This window comes from Clostridium sp. AF17-21AC (assembly GCF_003461365.1).
GTDB classification, from domain to species: domain Bacteria; phylum Bacillota; class Clostridia; order Lachnospirales; family Lachnospiraceae; genus Coprococcus; species Coprococcus ammoniilyticus.
In genome coordinates this window covers 162,364-184,404 of the sequence record NZ_QTWY01000005.1, presented here as the reverse complement: position 1 = coordinate 184,404, position 22,041 = coordinate 162,364, and the positions used below count along the sequence as shown (strand labels likewise).

Below are 22,041 nucleotides of genomic sequence, written 5' to 3'. Positions count from 1 at the left end.
GGTGAATATATATGTTGCCGGTATGGATTTTTTAATTATGTGAAAAAACTGTATCAAAAAAATAGCGACGACAGCATTTGTTTGTACAAATCTATCATCGCTATTTTTTTATGCAAGGCTCTTTTGACAACGCTTCAGCATCGCCGGGGTCTCCTGACCGAACTTGCGGCGAAGACGTTTTACAACATAGATATAGGCAGGAATCAGGAAGATATCTGCAAATATCCATGCGAGCGGACTGCCGAGTGCTACAAAGACATAACCGAATTTTGGTACCAGGATAAAGCCTGCGATCGTACGGGCAACCATTTCACAGATACCTGCGATAACGGCAAAGGCGGAATAGCCGAGCCCCTGAATCATAAACCGGACGATATTTACAAGGGCAAGCAGGATGTAAGCTCCTGAGTTGCCAAGCAGGAAATAATATACAAGCTTGATGATCTCTGTCTCTTCTGCATCCAGGAAGAGCAGTGCCAGATTCTTGCCGAATAACAGGATAAATACAAATGCAAGAATCGCATAGGCAATACCGAGTTTGATACATGCCTTTAAGCCGGCATCCACACGATCCATTTTCTTAGCACCGACATTTTGTCCACCGTAGGTTGCCATTGTCGATCCCATGGCATCAAACGGACAGCAGAGGAACATGGAAATCTTTGTTCCGGCGGATACGGCAGCAATAACGGATTCACCCATCGAATTAACTGCAGCCTGAAGAATAACACTGCCAATCGCTGTAATCGAGTACTGAAGCCCCATCGGAACACCCATACCGCATAAGGTCAGACAGTGGCGCATACTAAATGCCCAGTCCTGTTTTGTAAAATGTAGATATCCGAGCTTCTTACACATATAGATCAGACAGCCGACGCCGGAGATCGCCTGTGCAACAACGGTTGCAACAGCAGCACCGGCGACACCCATCGGACGAACTAACAGGATATCCAGTACGATATTTAACAGGGAGGATGCGATCAGACAGACAACAGGGGTTACACTGTCGCCGAGAGAACGCAGGATACCGGAAACCATATTATAAAGGAAGGTTGCAGGTATTCCCATAAATATAATAAATATGTAGATAAATGCCTGATCCAGGATGCTGTCCGGTGTTTTCATCCAGATCAGAATATTTCTGGTAAGAATTCCGACTGCAACTGTCATAACGGCAGCGAAGAAGATCGAAGCCCAGACACAGTTTGTAATGTACTTCTTCATATTATCAGTGTCCTTTGCTCCAAAGGCCTGAGCAACCGGGATGGCAAAACCATTGCAAATACCGATGCAGAAACCGAGTATCATAAAGTTGATCGATCCGGTTGAGCCGACGGCTGCAAGTGCATCGACACCCAGAAATTTACCAACGATGATTGTATCGACCATGTTATAAAATTGCTGGAATAAAAGCCCAAATAATAATGGCAATCCAAAGTTCAAGATCAGTTTCATAGGATTGCCTTCAGTCAGATCCTTGGAACCGTTAATTTTTTTCAGTAAGTTTTTCAATGATTTTACCTCCTTGTTTATTTTCAGCGCATACTGGATATTACTTCTTTTTATAAGAAAAATCAATCTGGTAAAAATCATGTTTTTTGTCGGGGGTTTTAGTGCAAAATGTCATGTTTACTCTGGCTTGCTTTTTATGACTGTAGAAAATATAATAGAGAACAGAAAATATACAGAAAGAACGAGGAAAACACATGCAGCATACCGTAAAGAAAAACAGAGCAACCAGAATTGCATACCGGATGGTTGGTGTATTTTTTGTTGTTATCGGAGCAGCATTTATCCTGTTGATGATCAAATCCCATGGCAGTACCGGTGGTCGTATTTTTAAGCTGGCATTTGGTCTTGCACTTGGAGTATACGGACTGGTGCTGGTGAAATCATCATTTCGAAAATCGGCATTTGATCTGACCTATCATTTTGAAGACGATGAATTGATCATAGAAAAGGGAAAGAAATCTTATCATACTCCATATGAGAAGATTACAAATGTGAATCTGGTCATTCCGGATCCGCATTTGCCATATTACATATTGAAGATCGATATAGGAAAAGAGCAATTCGTACTGCCGTTCAGCGGAAAACGTGATAAGTGCGATGCGATCTATTATCATTTATTAAAGAAGATGGGAATTTATCAGGAAAGTGAGACAGAAAGAAGGTAAATCATGAAAGAAAAAATCCTTGCGTTGCTTCGGACAAGCAGTGATTATATATCCGGTCAGGCGATCTGTGAGAAATTAGGTGTCTCAAGAACCGCTGTCTGGAAAAACATCAATGCCTTAAAGGCAGAAGGCTACATTATAGATGCTGTAAATAATAAAGGCTATCGGCTGGTCGGAGAGCCGGATATCGTTACGAAAGAGAAGATAGAGGCAGCACTCACGACATCGGTGATCGGAAGAGAACTGTATTATTATGATGAGACGGATTCCACAAATATACGGGCAAAGCTTGCAGGAGAGACAGATGGAACACACGGAGCGTTGTTTGTTGCAAACGAACAGAATGCAGGACGAGGAAGAAGAGGAAGGGCATGGAGCACCCCGAAGGGAACCAGCATAGCCATGACATTTCTGCTCCGTCCGGATGTGCCGATCGAGAATGTATCCAGACTTACGATCCTTTCGGCACTTGCAACGGCGCGTGCTCTTGCCGATACAGCGGGCTTACAGGCACAGATCAAATGGCCGAATGATGTTGTAGTCGGCGGCAAGAAGATCTGTGGCATTCTTACAGAGATGAGTTCGGAAGGTATGGATATCAAATATGCAGTTGTAGGTATCGGCATCAATGTATCCATGATGGAATTTCCGGAAGAACTGGCAGATAAGGCGACATCGATCAAGCTGGAAAACGGAACCGGCTGTGACAGAAGCAAACTGGTCGCCAGTGTGGCAAATCATTTTGAAGAGCTGTATGACGCATTTGTCAAATGTCAGGATCTTCAGTTCATGCTGGATGAATATAATTCCATCCTTGTGAACAAGGATGAACAGGTCTATGTGATCGAAGGATATAACCGGACAGAATACACAGCCCTCGGACTTGCACCAAATGGAGGACTTCGTGTAAAGGATAAAGATGGACAGGAGTCGATCATTATATCCGGGGAAGTGTCCGTGCGCGGAATTTACGGATATGTGTAAAAAACTTTCAAAAAACTGGAAATAGCAACATTTTTCATGTATAATTCTAGGCGTGTATAAAAATAGGTAAGTAATTAGAACTATAATAAAAGAACATGGAGGAACGAGCAAGATGGAAAAAATTCAAATGACTACCCCTTTAGTAGAGATGGATGGAGATGAGATGACCAGGATTCTCTGGAAGATGATCAAGGATGAACTGATCTATCCATTTATCGATCTGAAATCCGAGTATTACGATCTGGGACTTGAATATAGAAATGAGACAAATGATCAGGTAACATTTGATTCCGCATATGCGACACAGAAGTATGGTGTTGCTGTTAAATGTGCAACGATCACACCAAATGCTGCACGTATGACAGAGTATGATCTGAAGGAAATGTGGAAGAGCCCAAATGGAACGATCCGTGCGATCCTCGACGGAACTGTATTCCGTACGCCGATCATCGTAAAGGGTATTGAGCCATGTGTAAAGAACTGGAAGGCTCCTATCACAATCGCAAGACATGCATATGGTGATGTATATAAGAACGTAGAGATCAAGGTTCCGGGCACCGGTAAGGCTGAGTTGGTATTCACAGGTGCAGATGGTACAGTGATCAAAGAGACGATCCATGAATTCGACGGACCGGGTGTGATCCAGGGACAGCACAACATCAATAAGTCAATTGAAAGCTTTGCAAGATGCTGCTTCAACTATGCGCTGGATATCAAGCAGACAATCTGGTTTGCAACCAAGGATACGATCTCAAAGAAATACGATCATACATTCAAAGATATCTTCCAGGAGATCTTTGATAAAGAATACAAAGAGAAATTCGATGCAGCAGGTATTGAATATTTCTATACACTGATCGACGATGCTGTAGCAAGAGTAATGAAGTCCGAGGGTGGATTCATCTGGGCATGCAAGAACTACGATGGTGACGTAATGAGTGATATGATCTCATCCGCATTTGGTTCACTGGCCATGATGACATCTGTACTGGTTTCTCCGGATGGAAAGTATGAGTACGAAGCTGCACACGGAACCGTTCAGAGACACTACTACAAGCACTTAAAGGGTGAAGAAACATCCACAAACTCTGTTGCAACAATCTTTGCATGGACAGGCGCACTCAGAAAACGTGGTGAATTGGATGGTATTGATGCTCTGGTTGATTTCGCAAACAAGCTTGAGCAAGCAACGATCGCTACGATCGAATCCGGAAAGATGACAAAGGATCTTGCACTTATCACAACCCTTGAGAATCCAACTGTATTAAACAGCGAGAACTTCATCAAAGCAATCCGTGAGACATTGGAAGGTATGTTATAAAATAACTATAAAAATGTTGTTATTATAATATGATTTGAGTATTATAAATATAAGAATAGAGATATTCTCGATGAAAGAGCATCGTAAAAAGTTGGGCTGCAAATGGAGCAGGGTAAAAAATCCATTTCATTAGATATCTTAATTGATATCGAGCCGTGCAATCAGGATATGGTTGTAGTCCACGTGGGGGACTTAATGATTTCCACGCCGATTTAGATATCTTAACTGGATATCGAGGCTGACAACCAGCATAAAACTCTTTATGAAGAATACAAAGAGGAGTGTGGTTTTCATCACACTCCTCTTTGCATATAATGAGGTGTGAATGGCTACAAAGACAGAAAAAAGGAAGGCAGTATGCCTTCCTTTTTATGTAGACTTGCAAAGAAAAGAGTTATGTGGTACACTCTAACTAATTTTGTGGTACTATAAATAAAAACCAGACAAGGAGACATACCATGGTTATTACAGACGAAACAATCGATTATGTAGGTATTCTGGCGAAGCTTGAGCTTTCCGATGAGGAGAAGGAACAGGCAAAGAAAGATATGTCAGATATGCTTGACTATGTAAGTAAGTTAAACGAACTGGACACTGAGAATGTGGAAGCAATGAGCCATACATTTTCTTATAATAATGTATTCCGTGAAGATGAAGTAACAAATGGCGACGACAGAGAGAATATGCTGTCAAATGCACCGGAGCAGAAGGATGGCTGCTATAAGGTGCCAAGAACATTTGATTAGGAGGTAACGGACATTGGATATGATGAGTATGACAGCAGTAGAGCTTGGAAAGAAGATCAAGGCCGGAGAGATCTCCGTTATGGAAGCAACCAAAGCCTGCATCGAGAATATAAAGACATACGACAAAGAATATAACTGTTTTATCACCGTAGATGAAGAAGGTGCATTCAAACAGGCAGAAGAAATACAGAAGAAGATCGACAGCGGCGAGCTGACAGGCCCGTTGGCAGGTGTGCCGATCGCGATCAAGGATAATATGTGTCAGAACGGTGTACTTACCACTTGCGCATCCAAGATCTTATCAAACTTCGTACCGACCTATACATCAGATGCTGTTGTGAAATTAATGGAAGCAGGAGCCGTGATCGTAGGCAAGACAAATATGGATGAGTTCGCGATGGGAAGTACAACCGAGACTTCTTATTATGGCGAGACAAAGAATCCATGGGATACAAATAAAGTTCCGGGTGGTTCTTCCGGTGGATCAGCAGCCGCTGTTGCAGCAGAAGAAGTACCGTGTGCACTCGGTTCCGATACCGGTGGATCGATCCGCCAGCCGGCAGCATTTTGTGGTGTAACAGGAATCAAGCCAACTTACGGCAGAGTATCCAGATACGGTCTGGTTGCATATGGTTCATCTCTTGACCAGATCGGACCACTTGCAAAGGATGTAACAGACTGTGCAACGATATTAGAGATCATTTCCCAGTATGATAAGAAAGATTCTACATCTGTAGAACGTATGGATAATGATTTTACAAGCGCATTAAAGGACGATGTAAAAGGTATGCGCATCGGACTTCCAAAGGACTATTTCACAGAAGGACTGGATCCTGAGATCAAGGATGCTGTGTGCCATGTAGCTGAAGTTTTAAAAGAAAAAGGTGCGATCGTGGAGGAATTTGACCTTGGTATGGTAGAATATGCAATTCCTGCATATTATATCATTGCATCCGCAGAGGCAAGCTCGAATCTGGAACGTTTCGACGGCGTAAAATACGGCTATCGTACAGCAGAGTACACAGACCTTCACAACATGTATAAAAAGACACGTTCCGAAGGCTTCGGCGCAGAAGTAAAGAGACGTATCATGTTAGGCTCCTTTACCCTGTCATCCGGTTACTATGATGCATACTATGTAAAAGCACTTAAGGTAAAAGCCCTGATCAAACAGGCTTATGATAAAGCATTTGCAAAATACGATATCATCCTCGGTCCGGTTGCACCTACAACTGCACTGACCATGGGTGAATCTTTATCCGATCCGATCAAGATGTATCTGGGCGATGTATACACCGTTCCGGTTAACCTTGCAGGACTTCCGGGTATTTCCCTTCCATGCGGGTACGACAAAGACGGCATGCCGATCGGTGTCCAGATGGTAGGAGATGCATTTAACGAGAAAGCAATCATTCAGGCGGCATATGCATTTGAGCAGACAAGAGAGTACAAGCAGCCTGCCGCTGTAGCAGAAAGGGGTCTGTAAGATGAGTAAAGTATACGAAACCGTGATCGGTCTGGAGGTTCATGTAGAGCTTGCGACAAAGACGAAGATATTCTGCGGCTGCAGTACCGCATTTGGTGGTGCACCGAATACACATACATGTCCGGTCTGTACCGGTATGCCGGGTTCCCTTCCGGTACTGAATAAAGGGGTAGTAGAAAAAGCAGTTGCTGTCGGTCTTGCAACCAACTGTACGATCACACAGAACTGTAAATTTGACCGTAAGAATTATTTCTATCCGGATAACCCACAGAACTATCAGATCTCTCAGCTGTACTACCCAATCTGCAGAAATGGAAAGGTAGAGATCGAAGTAGAGGGCAAGAAGAAATTCGTAAGGATCCATGAGATCCATATGGAAGAGGATGCAGGTAAACTGGTACATGATCCATATACAGACAGTTCACTGGTCGATTTCAACCGTTCCGGTGTACCTCTGATCGAGATCGTATCTGAGCCGGATATGCGTTCTGCGGAAGAAGTAATTGCTTATCTTGAGAAATTACGTCTGATCATCCAGTATCTCGGAGCATCAGACTGTAAGTTAAATGAAGGTTCGATGCGTGCCGATGTCAACCTGTCTGTTCGTGAAGCCGGAGCAGAAGAATTCGGAACAAGAACAGAGACAAAGAACCTGAACTCATTCAAGGCTATCGCCCATGCGATCGAGAATGAGAGAGAACGTCAGATCGATCTGATCGAAGCAGGCGAAAAGGTTGTACAGGAGACCAGAAGATGGGATGATACCAAGGAATATTCATATCCGATGCGTTCCAAAGAGGATGCACAGGATTACCGTTATTTCCCTGATCCTGACCTTGTACCGGTACAGATCAGTGACGAGTGGATGGAGGAGATCCGAAGCCGTCAGCCGGAATTCCGGGATGAGAAAAAGATCCGGTATAAAGAAGAGTATGATATCCCAGACTATGATATAGATATCATTACAAATACAAAGAAGATGGCAGACCTTTTCGAGGAGACGATCGCTCTCGGAGCAAATCCGAAGAAGGTATCCAACTGGCTGATGGGAGAGACCATGCGTCTGATGAAAGAACATTCCATCGATGCAGATGAGCTGTCATTCAGCGCAGAGCACCTTGCAAAGCTGATACAGATGGTAGATGCGAAAGCCATCAACAGCAATGTCGCAAAGGAAGTATTTGAGAAGATATTTACAGATGATATTGAACCGGAAAGCTATGTAAAAGAACATGGACTCGCCACCGTAAATGATGAAGGTGCACTCCGCAAGGTCGTAGAAGAAGTTATTGCCAATAATCCAAAAGCAATCGAAGACTTCCGTGGCGGAAAAGAAAAAGCACTTGGCGCATTGGTTGGACAGACCATGAAAGCAATGAAGGGCAAGGCAGATCCGGCATCCGTAAACCAGATGCTCCGTGAACTGTTAAAATAATCGATACCAATAGAAAAAAATGAAGAGAAAGCAGGTGGCATATCCACCTGGTGACCACCTCTCATGGTGGGATGGAGATTGATATGGAAGAAACCAGACATGTGAGAAAGAGAGACATTTACAAACGTATTATCACATTTTCGGAAGGCGTGCTTCTGTTAGCTGCGGAAGTACTGCTGTTTGCGAGAATGTGGTATACCGAATATGCAGATAATACTCAGGCTATCCAGATTCCGTTCTGGAACAAAGGTAACTGGGCGGTAATCGGTATGTATGCGATTATCATTTATCTGTTTACGAAGCTGTATGGTGGTTATAAAGTAGGCTTCCTCCGGGTGATGGATGTTCTCTTTTCACAGATATTATCATTGGTCTGTGCAAATATCGTAGGTTATGTCGAGCTGTGTATCATTGCCCGTAATTATCTGCCGGCACTGAACATGATCGAGCTTACATTCTTAGAGATCATAGTTATATTTATATGGGTATTTGTCTGTAGGATGATGTACCGTAAGTTTTATCCTCCAAGACATTTACTGCTTGTCTACGGATATAAGACACCGACCGAATTCATTGATAAGATCAATGCCAGAAAAGACAAATACATCATTGCTGACCGTATTCATGTCAGTGAAGGTGAGAAAGCATTAAAAGAAAAAATCTTACAGTACGATGGTATTATCCTTTGTGAGACAAAGGCATATATCAGAAACGAATTGGTAAAATACTGCTTCGAGCATTCGATCCGTTCGTATGTGGTACCGAAGTTATCGGATATCATTATCTTAGGAGCAGAACCGATCCATTTGTTTGATACACCGTTATTATTATCCAGAAACCAGGGACTGACAGGAGAAGATATGATCTTCAAGCGTCTGATGGATATCATCGTATCCCTGATCATGATCATTATCTTTTCACCGTTTATGATCCTGATCGCACTTGCGATCAAGCTCTATGACAGAGGTCCTGTATTCTATAAACAGGATCGTCTGACCTTAAATGGCAGGGTATTCAAGATCATGAAATTCAGAAGTATGCGGATGGACTCCGAGGAACATGGCGCACAGCTTGCAAGAAAGCATGATGACAGAATCACACCGGTTGGCCGTGTGATCCGTGCCACACACTTAGACGAGCTGCCACAGCTCTTTAATATCTTAAAGGGCGATATGTCAGTCGTAGGCCCTAGACCGGAGCGTCCGGAGATCGCAGCACAGTATAGGGAGACTTTCCCGGAATTCGACTATCGTCTGAAGATGAAGGCCGGACTTACCGGATATGCACAGGTTTACGGTAAATATAACACCACACCGAGAGATAAGGTGAAGCTTGACCTGACATATTATGAGCAGTATTCCTTATGGCTGGATCTGAAGCTGATCCTGCTGACCTTCAAGATCTTATTCCAGAAGGAGAATACAGAGGGAATTGATGCAAATCAGACGACAGCAATCCGCGAAGACAAGACAAAGAAAACAGGCATCAAGCATCCGCATGATGAAGCCGAGGATGCCTTCTATAGTGTAGAGGAAAAGAAATAAATGAAACCAGAAGTATCCGTGATCATTCCGGCATATAATTGCAGCAGAACAATTAAACAGGCAATCGATTCCGCACTTTGTCAGGATGTGATATCAGAGATCATCGTGATCAACGACTGTTCACCGGAGGATCTGACGGAGTGTCTGGCAGAATATAAAAGCAATCCACAGGTCAGACTATATAAGAATGAAACCAATCTTGGCGTAGCAGCAACGAGAAATAAAGGTGTGCAGCTTGCAGAGGGCGAATATGTAGCATTCTTAGATTCCGATGATATCTGGCGGTCGGGAAAGCTCTCAAAGCAGCTTGCTGTTATGAAGAAGACCGGAGTGGTATTATCCTCAACTGCCAGAGAACTGATGGAAGAGGACGGAACCCATACCGGACGGATCTTACCGGTACCGGAGAACATCACTTACAAGATGCTGCTGTATGGGAATGTGATCAACTGCTCATCCGTAGTGATGAAGCGGGAGGTGGCAGCAGAGTTCCCGATGGGGGATGATGATGCTCACGAGGATTATATCTGCTGGCTGCAAATCCTTAAGAAATACGGGGAGGCAGCAGGCATCAATGAACCGTTATTGCTTTACCGGATGGTGAAGAACAGTAAATCAGGTTCCAAATTACATTCTGCAAAGATGACATATCAGGTATACCGGAAGATGGGATTTGGAACAGTGAAGTCACTTGGATATTTTGCAGGATATGCGATACATGGAGTAAAGAAATATTTTCTTTAAATAAAAAGAAACGGAGCAGGGAGATGGCAGAGGAAATCAAGAGAGGTCCGGGAAGACCGACCGATAAACGGAAAGACACAATTCTAAGACTTAGGATCGACACAGATACACATGAACTGCTGTCAAAGTATGCAAAGCAAAAAGGTGTATCCATGTCAGAAATCGTCAGAGAGGCAGTCTACGGTATCGTAAAACAGGCGAACATAGAAGAATAAGACTGTCAGACAGGAGAACGTTGACCATGGAAACAAATAAGGAAGGGGATGTGACACTATCTGTCGTCATGCCCGCCTATAATGAAGGAGCACATATAACAGATAATCTGCTTGAAACCAGCAGAGTGCTGTCCGGTTTCGTCAAACGGTATGAGATCATAGCAGTTGACGACGGAAGTGCAGATAACACCGCAGAGTGCATCCGCCGGGCAGAAATGCAGGATACTCATATCAGAGGAATCTCATATCAGCCAAATGGTGGAAAAGGACATGCCATCCGGACAGGGATCGCAGCAGCAGAGGGACGATACATCGCATTTTTGGATTCCGATCTGGAACTGCCACCGATCCTGCTGAAACGATTCTTAAAGGATATGAAGGAGCAGGATGCCGATATCGTGATCGGTTCCAAGCTGCATCCGGAGTCGAAGCTCCATTATCCGATGCTGCGTAAGATCATGAGCTATGGATATTATCTGATGTTAAAGATGATGTTCCATCTGAACACCCACGATACACAGACCGGTATTAAGTTATTCAAAAAAGAAGTGATCAAACCGATCGTCAGCCGGATGCAGGCAGAAGGATATGCATTTGATATTGAGATCCTTGCCATGGCAGCAAAAGATGGCAGAAAGATCTGCGAAGCTCCGATCGAGCTGAACTACAGCCGGGATGACAGCAAGGGCGGAAGAAGGATCGGGTTAAAGGATGTATTCAAAGTGTTTGGTGAGACGGTTGCGGTGAAGAAACGAGTTAAAAATTATAGATAGTGTGAAATGAGGGAAAATTATATGACATATGAAAACGCTTTAGAAGTGCTAAAAAAGTACGGGCAGGAGCATGTGCTTGCCTATTATGATGAATTAAACGATGAAGAGAAGCAGAGCCTGCTTTCCCAGATTGAAGAGATCGACTTCTCTATATTTGATGTATTAAAAGAGAAAGAATCAGCCGGTAAGGAAGAAACGATCACACCAACAGAGGCATTGACACTTGACACGATCAAGGAATATGAATTTGCCTATAAGGTGCTTGGTGAAACGGCGATCCAGAAAGGACAGCTCGCTCTTGTTATGCTTGCCGGAGGTCAGGGCACCAGACTGGGGTTTGACGGACCGAAAGGAACCTATAATCTTGGGCAGACAAGGGACCTTTATATATTCGAATGTCAGGTGAAAACGATCCTGACTGTTGTGAGGACACTTGGACGATGGATCCATCTCTATATCATGACCAGTGATAAGAACTACGAAGCAACGACATCCTTCTTTGTAGAGCATAAGAATTTTGGATATAAGGAGGAGTATCTGCATTTCTTCAAACAGGAGCTTGTACCATCCGTTGATTTTAATGGAAAGATATTGATGGAAGCACCATCAAAGATCTGCCTGTCACCAAATGGAAATGGTGGCTGGTTCTCATCCATGAAACGGGCAGGACTGGTAGAACAGCTTGATAAAGAGGGCATTCGGTACATCAATGTATTTGCCGTGGACAATGTGTTACAGAAGATTGCAGATCCGGTATTCCTTGGTTCGATGATGATGGAAGATTACCAGTCGGCGGCAAAAGTCGTAAAGAAAGCAGATCCATATGAACGGGTAGGCGTGCTGTGTAAGAAAGACAATAAGCCTTACATAGTAGAATATTATGAATTGTCAGATGAGATGCGGTATAAGAAAACGGTTATGGGCGAGTATGCTTATAATTATGGGGTGATCTTAAATTATATTTTCCCAGTTGATCAGTTGAAGGTGCTCTTAAACGAGAATATGCCGCTTCATGCTGCGAAGAAAGTTATTCCATATATGAATGAGAAAAAAGAGTTGGTAAAGCCTGCGGAGCCGAATGGTTATAAGTTTGAAACTCTTGCACTTGATATGCTTCAGTTTATGAATGACTGCTTACCATTTGAAGTTATCAGAGAGTATGAATTTGCACCGATCAAGAATGCAGAGGGCGTGGATTCACCGGAGACGGCGAGAGAGCTGTTAAAGAAGAATGGATATAAGTTGTAGAACTGCGTCGAATACTTTGAAAAAATTGCCTAAAATAACAGTATTATTTTCAGAAATTTCTACATTCAACTTAAGCCTGGAAAATTGACTTTTAATGAAAATTGAATTATAGTTGTTAGTGGTTAAGAAGCGTTAAGGATTTCTAAACCATTAACAACTATATTTATATAGCTTGACTTGATAAAGATACATGATGAACACATTTATGAGGGAATGAGGGAATAGAATGTATAGAAAAGAGCCTCAGGGCTGGTTAAAGCATCTTGATTTTACAGTGCTGAATCTGATAGCACTGCATGCATCTTATTGTATGGCGTATTTTATACGGATGGGAACAGAAAATCCGTATCATAGTAAGTTATATCGGACAATAGCCGTACTTCTGACATTATTTCAATTATTAGTTACCATAGTATGTCATATATATAAAGGCGTGCTGAAACGGGGATATTTCCGTGAAGCTGTTGCGTCTGTGAAGCAGTCTGTACTGGTTGTACTTCTGGCAGTATTCGTTCTGTTCATGATGAAGATGGGTGCGGCTTATTCCAGAAAAGTTATGGCTTTATTTGGCATGATATATCTGGCTATAGGTTATGTGGTCACGCTTCTCTGGAAGGAATATATACGAAGACATCGCGTGGCAAAAAAATCCATTGTAATTGTGGCAGTCAAAGAATACCTGAATGCGTTACTTGCAGAAATGGATACAGAATACTATAATCTGTATCGGGTTGCAGGTGTTGTATTATTAGATGCAACTGAGGATGAGGCAGAAAACTACAATACAGAATATGCAGATTTGGAGCTTAGCATATATACATATTCAGACGAAGTTCTGGAACAGATCATGCATGGCTGGGTAGATGAGGTTTATGTGAATATACCATTTGAGAAGCATATTCCGGAGAATCTTCTGGGACAGTTTGCAGATATGGGAATCACGGTTCATGTGCGGGTGCGTGTTCCGGCAGAGCTTTCCGATTATCAGTATGTATTCGATAAACAGCTTGGTCATCATGTACTGACCGTCAGCACTACATATATAACAACGTATCAGGCATTTGTGAAGCGTGCAATCGATATCCTTGGAGGAATTGTGGGATGTATCTTTACAGGCATCCTTACGATCATTCTTGCACCATGTATCTATATCGCATCACCGGGACCGATCTTCTTCTCCCAGTACCGTATCGGTAAGAATGGTAAGAAGTTCAAGATCTATAAATTCCGAAGTATGTATATGGATGCGGAAGCACGAAAAGCCGAACTGATGGAGCAGAATCAGGTCAAGGATGGTATGATGTTCAAGATGGAATATGATCCGCGAATCATCGGCTGCAAGAAGCTGCCGGATGGTACGATCAAGAAGGGGATCGGAAACAGGATCCGTGACTGGTCACTCGATGAATTCCCGCAGTTTTTCAATGTGTTAAAGGGTGATATGAGTCTGATCGGAACCAGACCGCCAACAGAGGATGAATGGGAGAAATATTCTGCCCATCACAGAGGACGTATGGCGATCAAGCCGGGAATCACAGGTCTCTGGCAGGTCAGTGGAAGAAGTAACATCACGGATTTCGATGAGGTTGTAAGATTAGACCGTAAGTATATCGATGAATGGAGCCTTGTAAATGACATCAAGATACTGTTCAAGACAGTAGGTGTTGTGTTGAAGGGCGAAGGGTCGATGTGATAGAAATAAGTGCAGGTTAATTTATAAAGGTAGATTAATCTGCATTTGCTATAATGAGATTAAGATAAATAAAAACAAATCGTGCAGAAATGAGAGGAGAACAAATATATGATTATTACAAAGACGCCATTTCGAATGTCTTTTTTTGGCGGTGGAACGGATATGCCAGAGTTCTTTAATGAAAATGGGGGATCTGTGTTATCGACAACTTTTGATAAGTATTGTTATGTAAATGTGCGTCATTTGCCTCGCTTTTTTGATTATTCAACCGAACTTTCATATTCAAAAACAGAACGAGTAACTAATATAGATGATATTCAACATCCTGCAATTAGAAATGCGATGAAATTTTTAGACATGCATGAAATACGTTTAACCTATGAAGCTGATTTACCAGCACGTTCTGGATTAGGAACAAGTAGTTCTTTTGCAGTGGGTATGTTAAATGCTTTTTATGCTTTGAAGGGAAAATATGCTGATAAGAGAAAACTGGCGGATGAAGCGATTTATTTGGAAAGAGAGTTATGTCAGGAAGCTGGTGGTTGGCAGGATCAGATAGCGGCTTCATTTGGTGGCTTTAATCGTATTAATTTTACAGATGAAGGCTATGATGTTCTTCCGTTAATCATTTCACCAGAAAGAAAAAAACAACTTAATCAGAATTTGATGATGTTTTTTACTGGTTTTACACGTTTTTCATCGGATGTTCAGAAAGCAAATGCAGCAGGAAAAGTAGACAAGACAGCGCAGCTTAAAGAAATGCTTTCTTTAGTAGATGATGCGGAAAAGGTATTAACAGATAAAACAATCGATTTAGACGAATTTGGACGAATGCTAGATCATACATGGAAATTAAAAAGACAAACAGGAAATGCAGTTTCTACATGCAATATAGATATTCTGTATGAAAAAGGAATCAAAGCTGGTGCATTAGGAGGGAAATTACTTGGTGCAGGTGGTGGAGGTTTCTTAGTGTTTTATGTACAGCCAGAGAAACAGGCAGAAGTCAGAGCTGCAATGAGGGAATTAATGTATATTCCATTTTCTTTTGAAGATGGAGGGACAAGAGTTATTCATTACACTCCAGAATCATATGAACCATTAGTGTAAGGAGAAATATAACATGAAAGTTGTAATTATGGCTGGTGGAAAGGGAACAAGAATTTCTTCAGTTGCCAGTGATATTCCAAAACCTATGATCAAAATTGAGGGAAAACCTGTTTTAGAACATGAAATTGAATGTTTAAGAGATCAAGGATTTAAAGATATTATTCTCACTGTGAGTCATTTGGGTAATATAATAATGGATTATTTTGGTGATGGAAGTGGTGTTTCACCAGTAACAGGTAAAGGTTTTGGAGTGAATATTGAATACTATTTTGAAAAAGAGCCATTAGGAAATGCAGGAGCTTTATTCAAGATTCAAGATAAGCTGACAGAAGATTTTCTACTTTTAAATGCAGATGCTATGTTTGATGTGGACTTTAATCGTTTTGTTGAATTCCATAAATCCCATGGTGGACTGGTTACTTTATTTACTCATCCTAATAGTCATCCGTATGATAGTGGACTGATTATAGCAAATGAAAATGGTATTGTACAGAAGTGGCTGGCAAAAGAAGATGAAAGACCATTGTATTATAAAAATAGAGTAAACGCTGGTATTCATGTGATGTCACCGGAAATTTTGAAACAAAATATTGATACTCCTAAAATTGATTTAGATAGACAGCTTTTAAAACCTTTATCCGGAACAGGAAAAATGTTTTGCTATGACAGCCCAGAATATGTAAAAGATATGGGAACACCAGATAGATACTATGCAGTATGTGAAGATTTTAAAGCTGGACATGTACAGGGAAAAAATTTAAAGAATAAGCAGAAAGCAATTTTCCTTGATAGAGATGGGACGATTAACAAATATGTTGGATTTTTAAGAAATATTAATGATTTTGAATTGATTGATGGAGTATCCAAGGCAATCAAAAAAATGAATGAATCTGGATATTTAACAATTGTTGTAACAAACCAGCCAGTAATTGCTCGTGGTGAAGTGAGTTTTGATGAATTAGATGAAATTCATAATAAGATGGAAACTTTATTGGGCAAAGATGGAGCATATATAGACGGTCTATATTATTGTCCACACCATCCGCATAAAGGATATGAAGGAGAAAGACCTGAATTAAAAATAAAATGTGAATGTAGAAAACCGAAGCCAGGGATGCTTCTGAAAGCAGCAGAAGATTTTAATGTAGATTTAGAGAAATCTTGGATGATAGGTGACGGTGAAAATGATGTTTTGGCAGGGAAAAATGCTGGATGCAAAACGGTATTAATTGGCAATCAGGATTATCAACAGGATTATACAGTCTCATCATTAAAAGAGTTTGTAGATAGAGTGTTGTAATTGGTAAAAAAAGGAGTTTTAGAGCAATGAGAAAACTAGAAGAAAGATTACAAAAGCATGTTGATTTGTTAGTAAAAAGATATCCTACCTTAAAAAATATTGAACAGTCTATTGTGGATGCATATTTAGTTTTGGAAAAATGTTATGAAAATGATGGAAAATTGCTAATTGCGGGAAACGGTGGATCGGCAGCAGATTCAGAGCATATAGCAGGTGAATTGATGAAAAGATTTAAAACTCCACGTCCAGTGAAAAAGGAATTTGCAGAAAAACTTATTGCGATTGATCCGGAGCGAGGAGCACAGCTTGCAAATAATCTTGAATGTTCATTAATGGCAATTCCGTTAGTGGCACATGAAGCACTGACTACTGCTTATATTAATGATGTAGATGGTTTAGGTGTATTTGCACAGCAGTTATTTGGATTTGGAAGAAAAGGGGATGTTTTTTTAGGAATTTCTACTTCTGGGAACAGCAAAAATGTAATATCAGCTACAGTAGTTGCTAGGGCATTAGAAATTAAGGTGATTGGTCTTACCGGAGCATATGGTGGAGAACTTGCCAAGATATCAGATGTTGCAGTTAAAGTACCAGAAACAGAAACATATATGATTCAAGAGCTTCATTTGCCAATTTATCATTGTTGGTGTTTGATGCTTGAAGATAAATTTTTTTGGGTATAGAAAATGGTTAAATCAAAAAAAATTTTATTTGTTATGCCGCGCTTACCTTTTCCGGCAACATCAGGAAGAAAAACATCATTGTATCATTATTGTAGAATTTTATCAGAGGAGCTTGGGTATAAGCTGATAGTAGCAGCGTTTCTTGAAAAAGAAGACAATCCTAATTTAAAACCAAAGTTTATTGATAGAATGGAGATATTGCCAAAACCTGCGTCCATAACAAAAATTAAAAATATTCTTATTGATTCAGTAATATTAAAAAGAAAACCGATGCAAGTTTCACTTTATTGGAATCCAGAAGCAAAAAAAATTATTGACATGTTAGTAGATGAGGAAAAACCAGATATAATTATTGGAGATATGGTGCGTAGCACAGAATATATCAGAGATTATAATGCTTTTCGGATAGCTGATTTAGACGATCGAATTTCTTTAAGATATCAAAGACAGCTAGATTATGATATAACTGGAATAAATCCATATGGAGCTTTTTTAAATACTTTACCTAAAATGATTCAGAAAATAATGTTGTGGAAACCGTTAAAAGTTTATGTTGTAAAGAATGAAATTAATTTATTAAGACGCTATGAACTTGAAATTTCAGAACAATGTGATAAAACTATTTTTGTGGCACAACAAGAAGCAGATATATTAAACAAAGAATTGCATAAAAATAAAGCATGTGCAGTTCCAATAGGAGTAGATGTAGATTATTTTTCTTTGAGATATAAGAATAGTGAAGAAGGTAAGATTGCTTTTCTTGGGGCGTTGGGTGTTGCGCATAATGAATTTGCAGTACGTTATTTTATTAAAGAAATATTGCCTTTAATTCTGTTTGAATATCCCAAAGCAAAATTTTTAGTTGTTGGTGGAGGAGCTTCTGAAGATTTATTAAAACTTCAATCAGAATATGTAATATTTACAGGAAGGGTTGAAGATGTACGAGATTATCTTGAAGAGTGTAGTGTTTTTGTATGTCCAATGACATTCGGAAGTGGAATAAAAACTAAAAATCTTGAAGCAATGGCAATGGGGCTTCCGGTAGTGACGACATCTATAGGAGCTGAAAATATCAATGCACGAAATGAGAGGGATTGGATTGTTGCAGATTCAAGCGAGAAATTTGCAAAAGCTATTTTAGAGATTTTGGTAAATGAGAACAAACGATTATCGCTAAGTAAGAATGGTAGTATTTTTGTAAGGGAACACTTTACATGGAAAGTTGCAAAAGAGAAGTTTGCTGAAATATTTGGCGAAATTCAATAAGGAGTAATTAATACGTATGATTAAAAATGTTGTTGTTATAAATGATTTTGCATATATTAATGGTGGGGCAGGTAAAGTAGCGATAATGAGTGCGTTAGCTTTGGCTGATCAAGGGATAAATGTTTTCTTTTTTTGTGGAATGGGGCCTGTATGTGATGAACTGAAAAGTTCAAAAATTAAAATTGTATCTACAGACCAAGGAGATATTACGCAAGGAAATAGGATGAAAGGATTATTACAGGGAATTAATAATAAATTTGCTGAAAAAAAATTATATCGATTGTTGCAACAATTAGATAAAAAAAGCACAATTGTACATTGCCATGCATGGAGTAAAATTCTATCATCTTCTATTTTTAAAGCAACTAAAAAAGCCCATGTTCCAGTAGTAATCACAGGACATGATTATGGAACTGTATGTCCTAATGGATGTTTTTATGATTTTAGAAAGAATGAAATTTGTTCATGTAAACCTTTAGGATGTAAATGTATTGTAAAAAACTGTGACAAAAAAAAATATGTATTTAAAGCATTTAGAATTATAAGACAATTTATAAACAGACAATTTATTAAGGGAAATGATTTGCACTATTTCTTCATTTCAGAATTTAGCAAAGTTAAAATTAAACAAGCATTAGTTTGGCCGATTCAAGAACATTATGTTGTTAATCCAATTGATGTTGAGAATGTTGAGAATTCAAATGTTGAGAATAATAATATATATTTATTTATAGGTAGAGTATCGCAGGAAAAAGGAATTCCAATTTTTTGTGAGGCAATGAAATTAAGAGGAAGTAAAGGTATAGTAATCGGAGATGGACCAATATTGGATAGTTTGGTAAAAAAATATCCTATGGTTAATTTTGTAGGATGGAAGAAATCAGAAGAAATAGATAAATATGCTATAAAGGCAAAAGGGTTAGTTTTTCCTTCAGTATGGTATGAAGCAGCACCGTTAACAATTCCAGAGGTCATGGGAAAATATGGCTTGCCGTGTATAGTGTCTGATGCATGTGCAGGACAAGATTATATTAATGATGGTTTTAATGGATATATCTTTAAAAATGGAGATGTGAATGATTTAATACGTAAGTTGGATTTATTGGATTTGAAATCAAAAAAATTGCAGGAAAATATTTTGCACAGTTTTAATAGAAATACATATTCTAAAAAGACTCATGCTAGTAATTTGATTAAAGAATATAATAAAATATTGGAAGAATATAAATAATTCGCAGATTAACAGGAGTGAATTTATGTTAAAAAAGATAAATGCAGCAATAAACATAATATTTGGGAATATGATTATAAATAAAATTCCAAGTAGAACTATTAGACGAGGCTTTTATAAAGCTATGGGAATGAAAATAGGGAAGAATTCGGTGATTTTTCGAAGAGCCGATATATTAGCTCCATATTCAATAGAGATAGGAGAAAATACATCGATAGGTTGGTTTTGTCATTTAGATGGTAGAGGCGGATTGAAAATTGGTAGTAATACAAATATTTCCAGCTATACAAAATTTATTACCGGAACTCACGATGTAGATTCTACAGATTATGTTACTGCACAATTTAAACCAATTTCTATTGGATCTCGTGTATGGATATGTACAGGTGCAATTATATTACCGGGAGTAAATATTGGAGATGGAGCAGTAATAGCAGCTGGTGCAGTTGTTACCAAAGACGTTCTACCATATACGATGGTTGGTGGGGTTCCGGCAAAAGCAATAAGAAAACGTAGGGAGGACCTTGATTATTGTTTGCCAAAGGCAACTATTCTCCATTAATTATATTTTGGAAAAGGAGTAAATGTGATTGTAAACTTTAAACAGTTACATATTGACAATAATGAATAAAGAGAAAATAAAATTTGAAAAAGTAATATGGATGCTCATAACGGTTTTTAGTATAATTATTTCAATGGTTGTTACGTTAGATAAAAATAAGCCAAGTTATTATACATGGTTACCTCTTCTTCCATTATCATTTGCAATTATTAATTTCTTTTCATATGGAATTTATAATAACATTTTTGATTTTTCTCATAATCTTGCAAAATTAATAATTCATTTATTATATTTTATTAGAGAGTCTGTAGCTATATATTTTCTTTACAAAGGGGGATATACTGCAACATTATATAAATTATCCGAAAAAAATATTAATGCAGGAATTTCATTAATGATATTTGAAACTTGTTGTGTTTATATTGTTTTAAATTATTATGGAAAAATACATTTAAAATTGGGAAAATTACATTTCTTTAAACCATCTATACGGAAAGGGGTATATAAAAAAAGTAAATACAAATATGTAGGATTTATTATGATGTTTTGTGTTTTATTTTGTATATTGGCGTATACCATGTCTCCCCTGATACGAAATTCGTATACAGCGTTGTGGGATTCTTCACTATTGTCTACAGACAGCTATTTTTTAGCAAAAATGGAAGCTCAGGCTGGATCAAAAGATAGAATTTTGTTCACACTTTTTAATGTTCTTTTTGATTTTACAAGAATTCTTTTTCCATGTTTTGTTTTATACATATTAAGAAAAAAAATAGGTGATAAATTTATATGCATTATAATAGGAACTATTTTATGTATAGTTCAATTTGCTATGATATTAAATGAAAATATATATATATTAATAACATGTATGATAATTGGAATTTATATGTTGAAGATATTTCCCCAATATAGAAGTTTTATGAAGAGAATGCTGATTATAGTTGGTACAATTATTGTAGTTTACTATTTTATATCTGTTGCATTTACTGTTTCAATTGGAAAAGGGAATATTTATGAAATACTGAGTGATATGTTTCAAATATATTTTCCAGGTATAACCAATATTGCATGTGGATTTAATATAGTAGATCATAATGTTTTAAATACATTATTTTTTGATATTTATGAAGCTATACCATTTCATAGCACATTGTTTGGATTATCAGGGGATAGACTTAGCGATTTGTATAATGCATGTAATGGAGTGAAATATACAATTTGTCCTGGTATCATACAATCATATCATTATTTAGGTGTTTTTGCGCCTGCAGTTACTTGTGGGATAGTGATAATAGCGTTAAAAACACAGAAAAAATTAAATGAGTCTAAAGATATGTTCGCATACGCTGCGTATGCATTGTTATTAATTTATACATCTATGACACCAGTTTGTTATTATCCAACAGTTTTATTGTCTAGATTTTTAAGTACAATTTTGCCAATGCTTATAATTTCAAAATTTGCAGGAAACAATTATACATTTGATAGAATAGGTATCATGGAAGATTAGGAGGTTTTAT

Annotated in this window: 20 protein-coding genes; 19 read left to right on the top strand and 1 reads right to left on the bottom strand. The window is 39.0% G+C overall.

Going from position 1 to position 22,041, the window contains the following annotated elements; translation table 11 throughout:
- Positions 1–108 precede the first annotated feature (108 nt).
- The gene (locus DWW85_RS09415) at positions 109–1,455 is read right to left on the bottom strand and encodes an MATE family efflux transporter (protein ID WP_117785201.1); all 1,347 of its coding nucleotides are present in this window, start codon (positions 1,453–1,455) and stop codon (positions 109–111) included.
- 251 nt (positions 1,456–1,706) lie between these two features.
- Between DWW85_RS09415 and DWW85_RS09410 the strand changes: the two genes are divergently transcribed.
- The 19 genes from DWW85_RS09410 (at position 1,707) to DWW85_RS09320 (ending at position 22,031) form a co-directional block, all read left to right on the top strand.
- On the top strand, positions 1,707–2,177 hold the full coding sequence (locus DWW85_RS09410) for a hypothetical protein (protein ID WP_021944860.1): 471 nt from the start codon (positions 1,707–1,709) through the stop codon (positions 2,175–2,177).
- Positions 2,178–2,180: 3 nt separating this feature from the next.
- Positions 2,181–3,161, top strand: coding sequence for a biotin--[acetyl-CoA-carboxylase] ligase (locus DWW85_RS09405; RefSeq protein ID WP_117808465.1), 981 nt, complete (start codon positions 2,181–2,183; stop codon positions 3,159–3,161).
- Between the two features lie 112 nt (positions 3,162–3,273).
- Positions 3,274–4,482, top strand: a complete 1,209-nt coding sequence (locus tag DWW85_RS09400; RefSeq protein ID WP_117808464.1) for an NADP-dependent isocitrate dehydrogenase — start codon at positions 3,274–3,276, stop codon at positions 4,480–4,482.
- A 458-nt stretch (positions 4,483–4,940) separates the two neighbouring features.
- On the top strand, positions 4,941–5,228 hold the full coding sequence (gatC, locus tag DWW85_RS09395; protein WP_008401384.1) for an Asp-tRNA(Asn)/Glu-tRNA(Gln) amidotransferase subunit GatC: 288 nt from the start codon (positions 4,941–4,943) through the stop codon (positions 5,226–5,228).
- A gap of 19 nt (positions 5,229–5,247) precedes the next feature.
- On the top strand, positions 5,248–6,714 hold the full coding sequence (gene gatA, locus DWW85_RS09390) for an Asp-tRNA(Asn)/Glu-tRNA(Gln) amidotransferase subunit GatA (protein ID WP_347470679.1): 1,467 nt from the start codon (positions 5,248–5,250) through the stop codon (positions 6,712–6,714).
- A 1-nt stretch (position 6,715) separates the two neighbouring features.
- The gene (gatB, locus tag DWW85_RS09385; protein WP_117808462.1) at positions 6,716–8,149 is read left to right on the top strand and encodes an Asp-tRNA(Asn)/Glu-tRNA(Gln) amidotransferase subunit GatB; all 1,434 of its coding nucleotides are present in this window, start codon (positions 6,716–6,718) and stop codon (positions 8,147–8,149) included.
- 71 nt (positions 8,150–8,220) lie between these two features.
- Positions 8,221–9,693, top strand: a complete 1,473-nt coding sequence (locus DWW85_RS09380; RefSeq protein ID WP_242996144.1) for an exopolysaccharide biosynthesis polyprenyl glycosylphosphotransferase — start codon at positions 8,221–8,223, stop codon at positions 9,691–9,693.
- Positions 9,694–10,437, top strand: coding sequence for a glycosyltransferase family A protein (locus DWW85_RS09375; RefSeq protein ID WP_117808461.1), 744 nt, complete (start codon positions 9,694–9,696; stop codon positions 10,435–10,437).
- A 23-nt stretch (positions 10,438–10,460) separates the two neighbouring features.
- Entirely contained in the window at positions 10,461–10,652 is a 192-nt protein-coding gene (locus DWW85_RS09370) for a ribbon-helix-helix protein, CopG family (protein WP_008401390.1), read from the top strand.
- 26 nt (positions 10,653–10,678) lie between these two features.
- Complete coding sequence (locus tag DWW85_RS09365; RefSeq protein ID WP_117808460.1) at positions 10,679–11,425, top strand: glycosyltransferase family 2 protein; 747 nt, start codon at positions 10,679–10,681, stop codon at positions 11,423–11,425.
- Positions 11,426–11,446: 21 nt separating this feature from the next.
- On the top strand, positions 11,447–12,673 hold the full coding sequence (locus tag DWW85_RS09360; protein ID WP_117808459.1) for a UDPGP type 1 family protein: 1,227 nt from the start codon (positions 11,447–11,449) through the stop codon (positions 12,671–12,673).
- Positions 12,674–12,899: 226 nt separating this feature from the next.
- Positions 12,900–14,366 (top strand): sugar transferase, encoded by a 1,467-nt coding sequence (locus DWW85_RS09355; protein WP_117808458.1) that lies wholly within the window; start codon positions 12,900–12,902, stop codon positions 14,364–14,366.
- Positions 14,367–14,474: 108 nt separating this feature from the next.
- Positions 14,475–15,476 carry a kinase gene (locus DWW85_RS09350; protein ID WP_117808457.1) on the top strand — a complete coding sequence of 334 codons (1,002 nt, stop codon included), beginning with the start codon at positions 14,475–14,477 and terminating at the stop codon, positions 15,474–15,476.
- A gap of 13 nt (positions 15,477–15,489) precedes the next feature.
- Positions 15,490–16,776 (top strand): HAD-IIIA family hydrolase, encoded by a 1,287-nt coding sequence (locus DWW85_RS09345; RefSeq protein ID WP_117808456.1) that lies wholly within the window; start codon positions 15,490–15,492, stop codon positions 16,774–16,776.
- Between the two features lie 26 nt (positions 16,777–16,802).
- Positions 16,803–17,459 carry an SIS domain-containing protein gene (locus DWW85_RS09340; protein WP_117808455.1) on the top strand — a complete coding sequence of 219 codons (657 nt, stop codon included), beginning with the start codon at positions 16,803–16,805 and terminating at the stop codon, positions 17,457–17,459.
- Between the two features lie 3 nt (positions 17,460–17,462).
- On the top strand, positions 17,463–18,725 hold the full coding sequence (locus tag DWW85_RS09335) for a glycosyltransferase family 4 protein (RefSeq protein ID WP_117808454.1): 1,263 nt from the start codon (positions 17,463–17,465) through the stop codon (positions 18,723–18,725).
- 16 nt (positions 18,726–18,741) lie between these two features.
- Positions 18,742–19,956 carry a glycosyltransferase family 4 protein gene (locus tag DWW85_RS09330; RefSeq protein ID WP_117808453.1) on the top strand — a complete coding sequence of 405 codons (1,215 nt, stop codon included), beginning with the start codon at positions 18,742–18,744 and terminating at the stop codon, positions 19,954–19,956.
- 25 nt (positions 19,957–19,981) lie between these two features.
- Entirely contained in the window at positions 19,982–20,518 is a 537-nt protein-coding gene (locus DWW85_RS13050; protein WP_117808452.1) for an acyltransferase, read from the top strand.
- Positions 20,519–20,579: 61 nt separating this feature from the next.
- Complete coding sequence (locus tag DWW85_RS09320) at positions 20,580–22,031, top strand: hypothetical protein (RefSeq protein WP_147340907.1); 1,452 nt, start codon at positions 20,580–20,582, stop codon at positions 22,029–22,031.
- Positions 22,032–22,041: the final 10 nt, after the last annotated feature.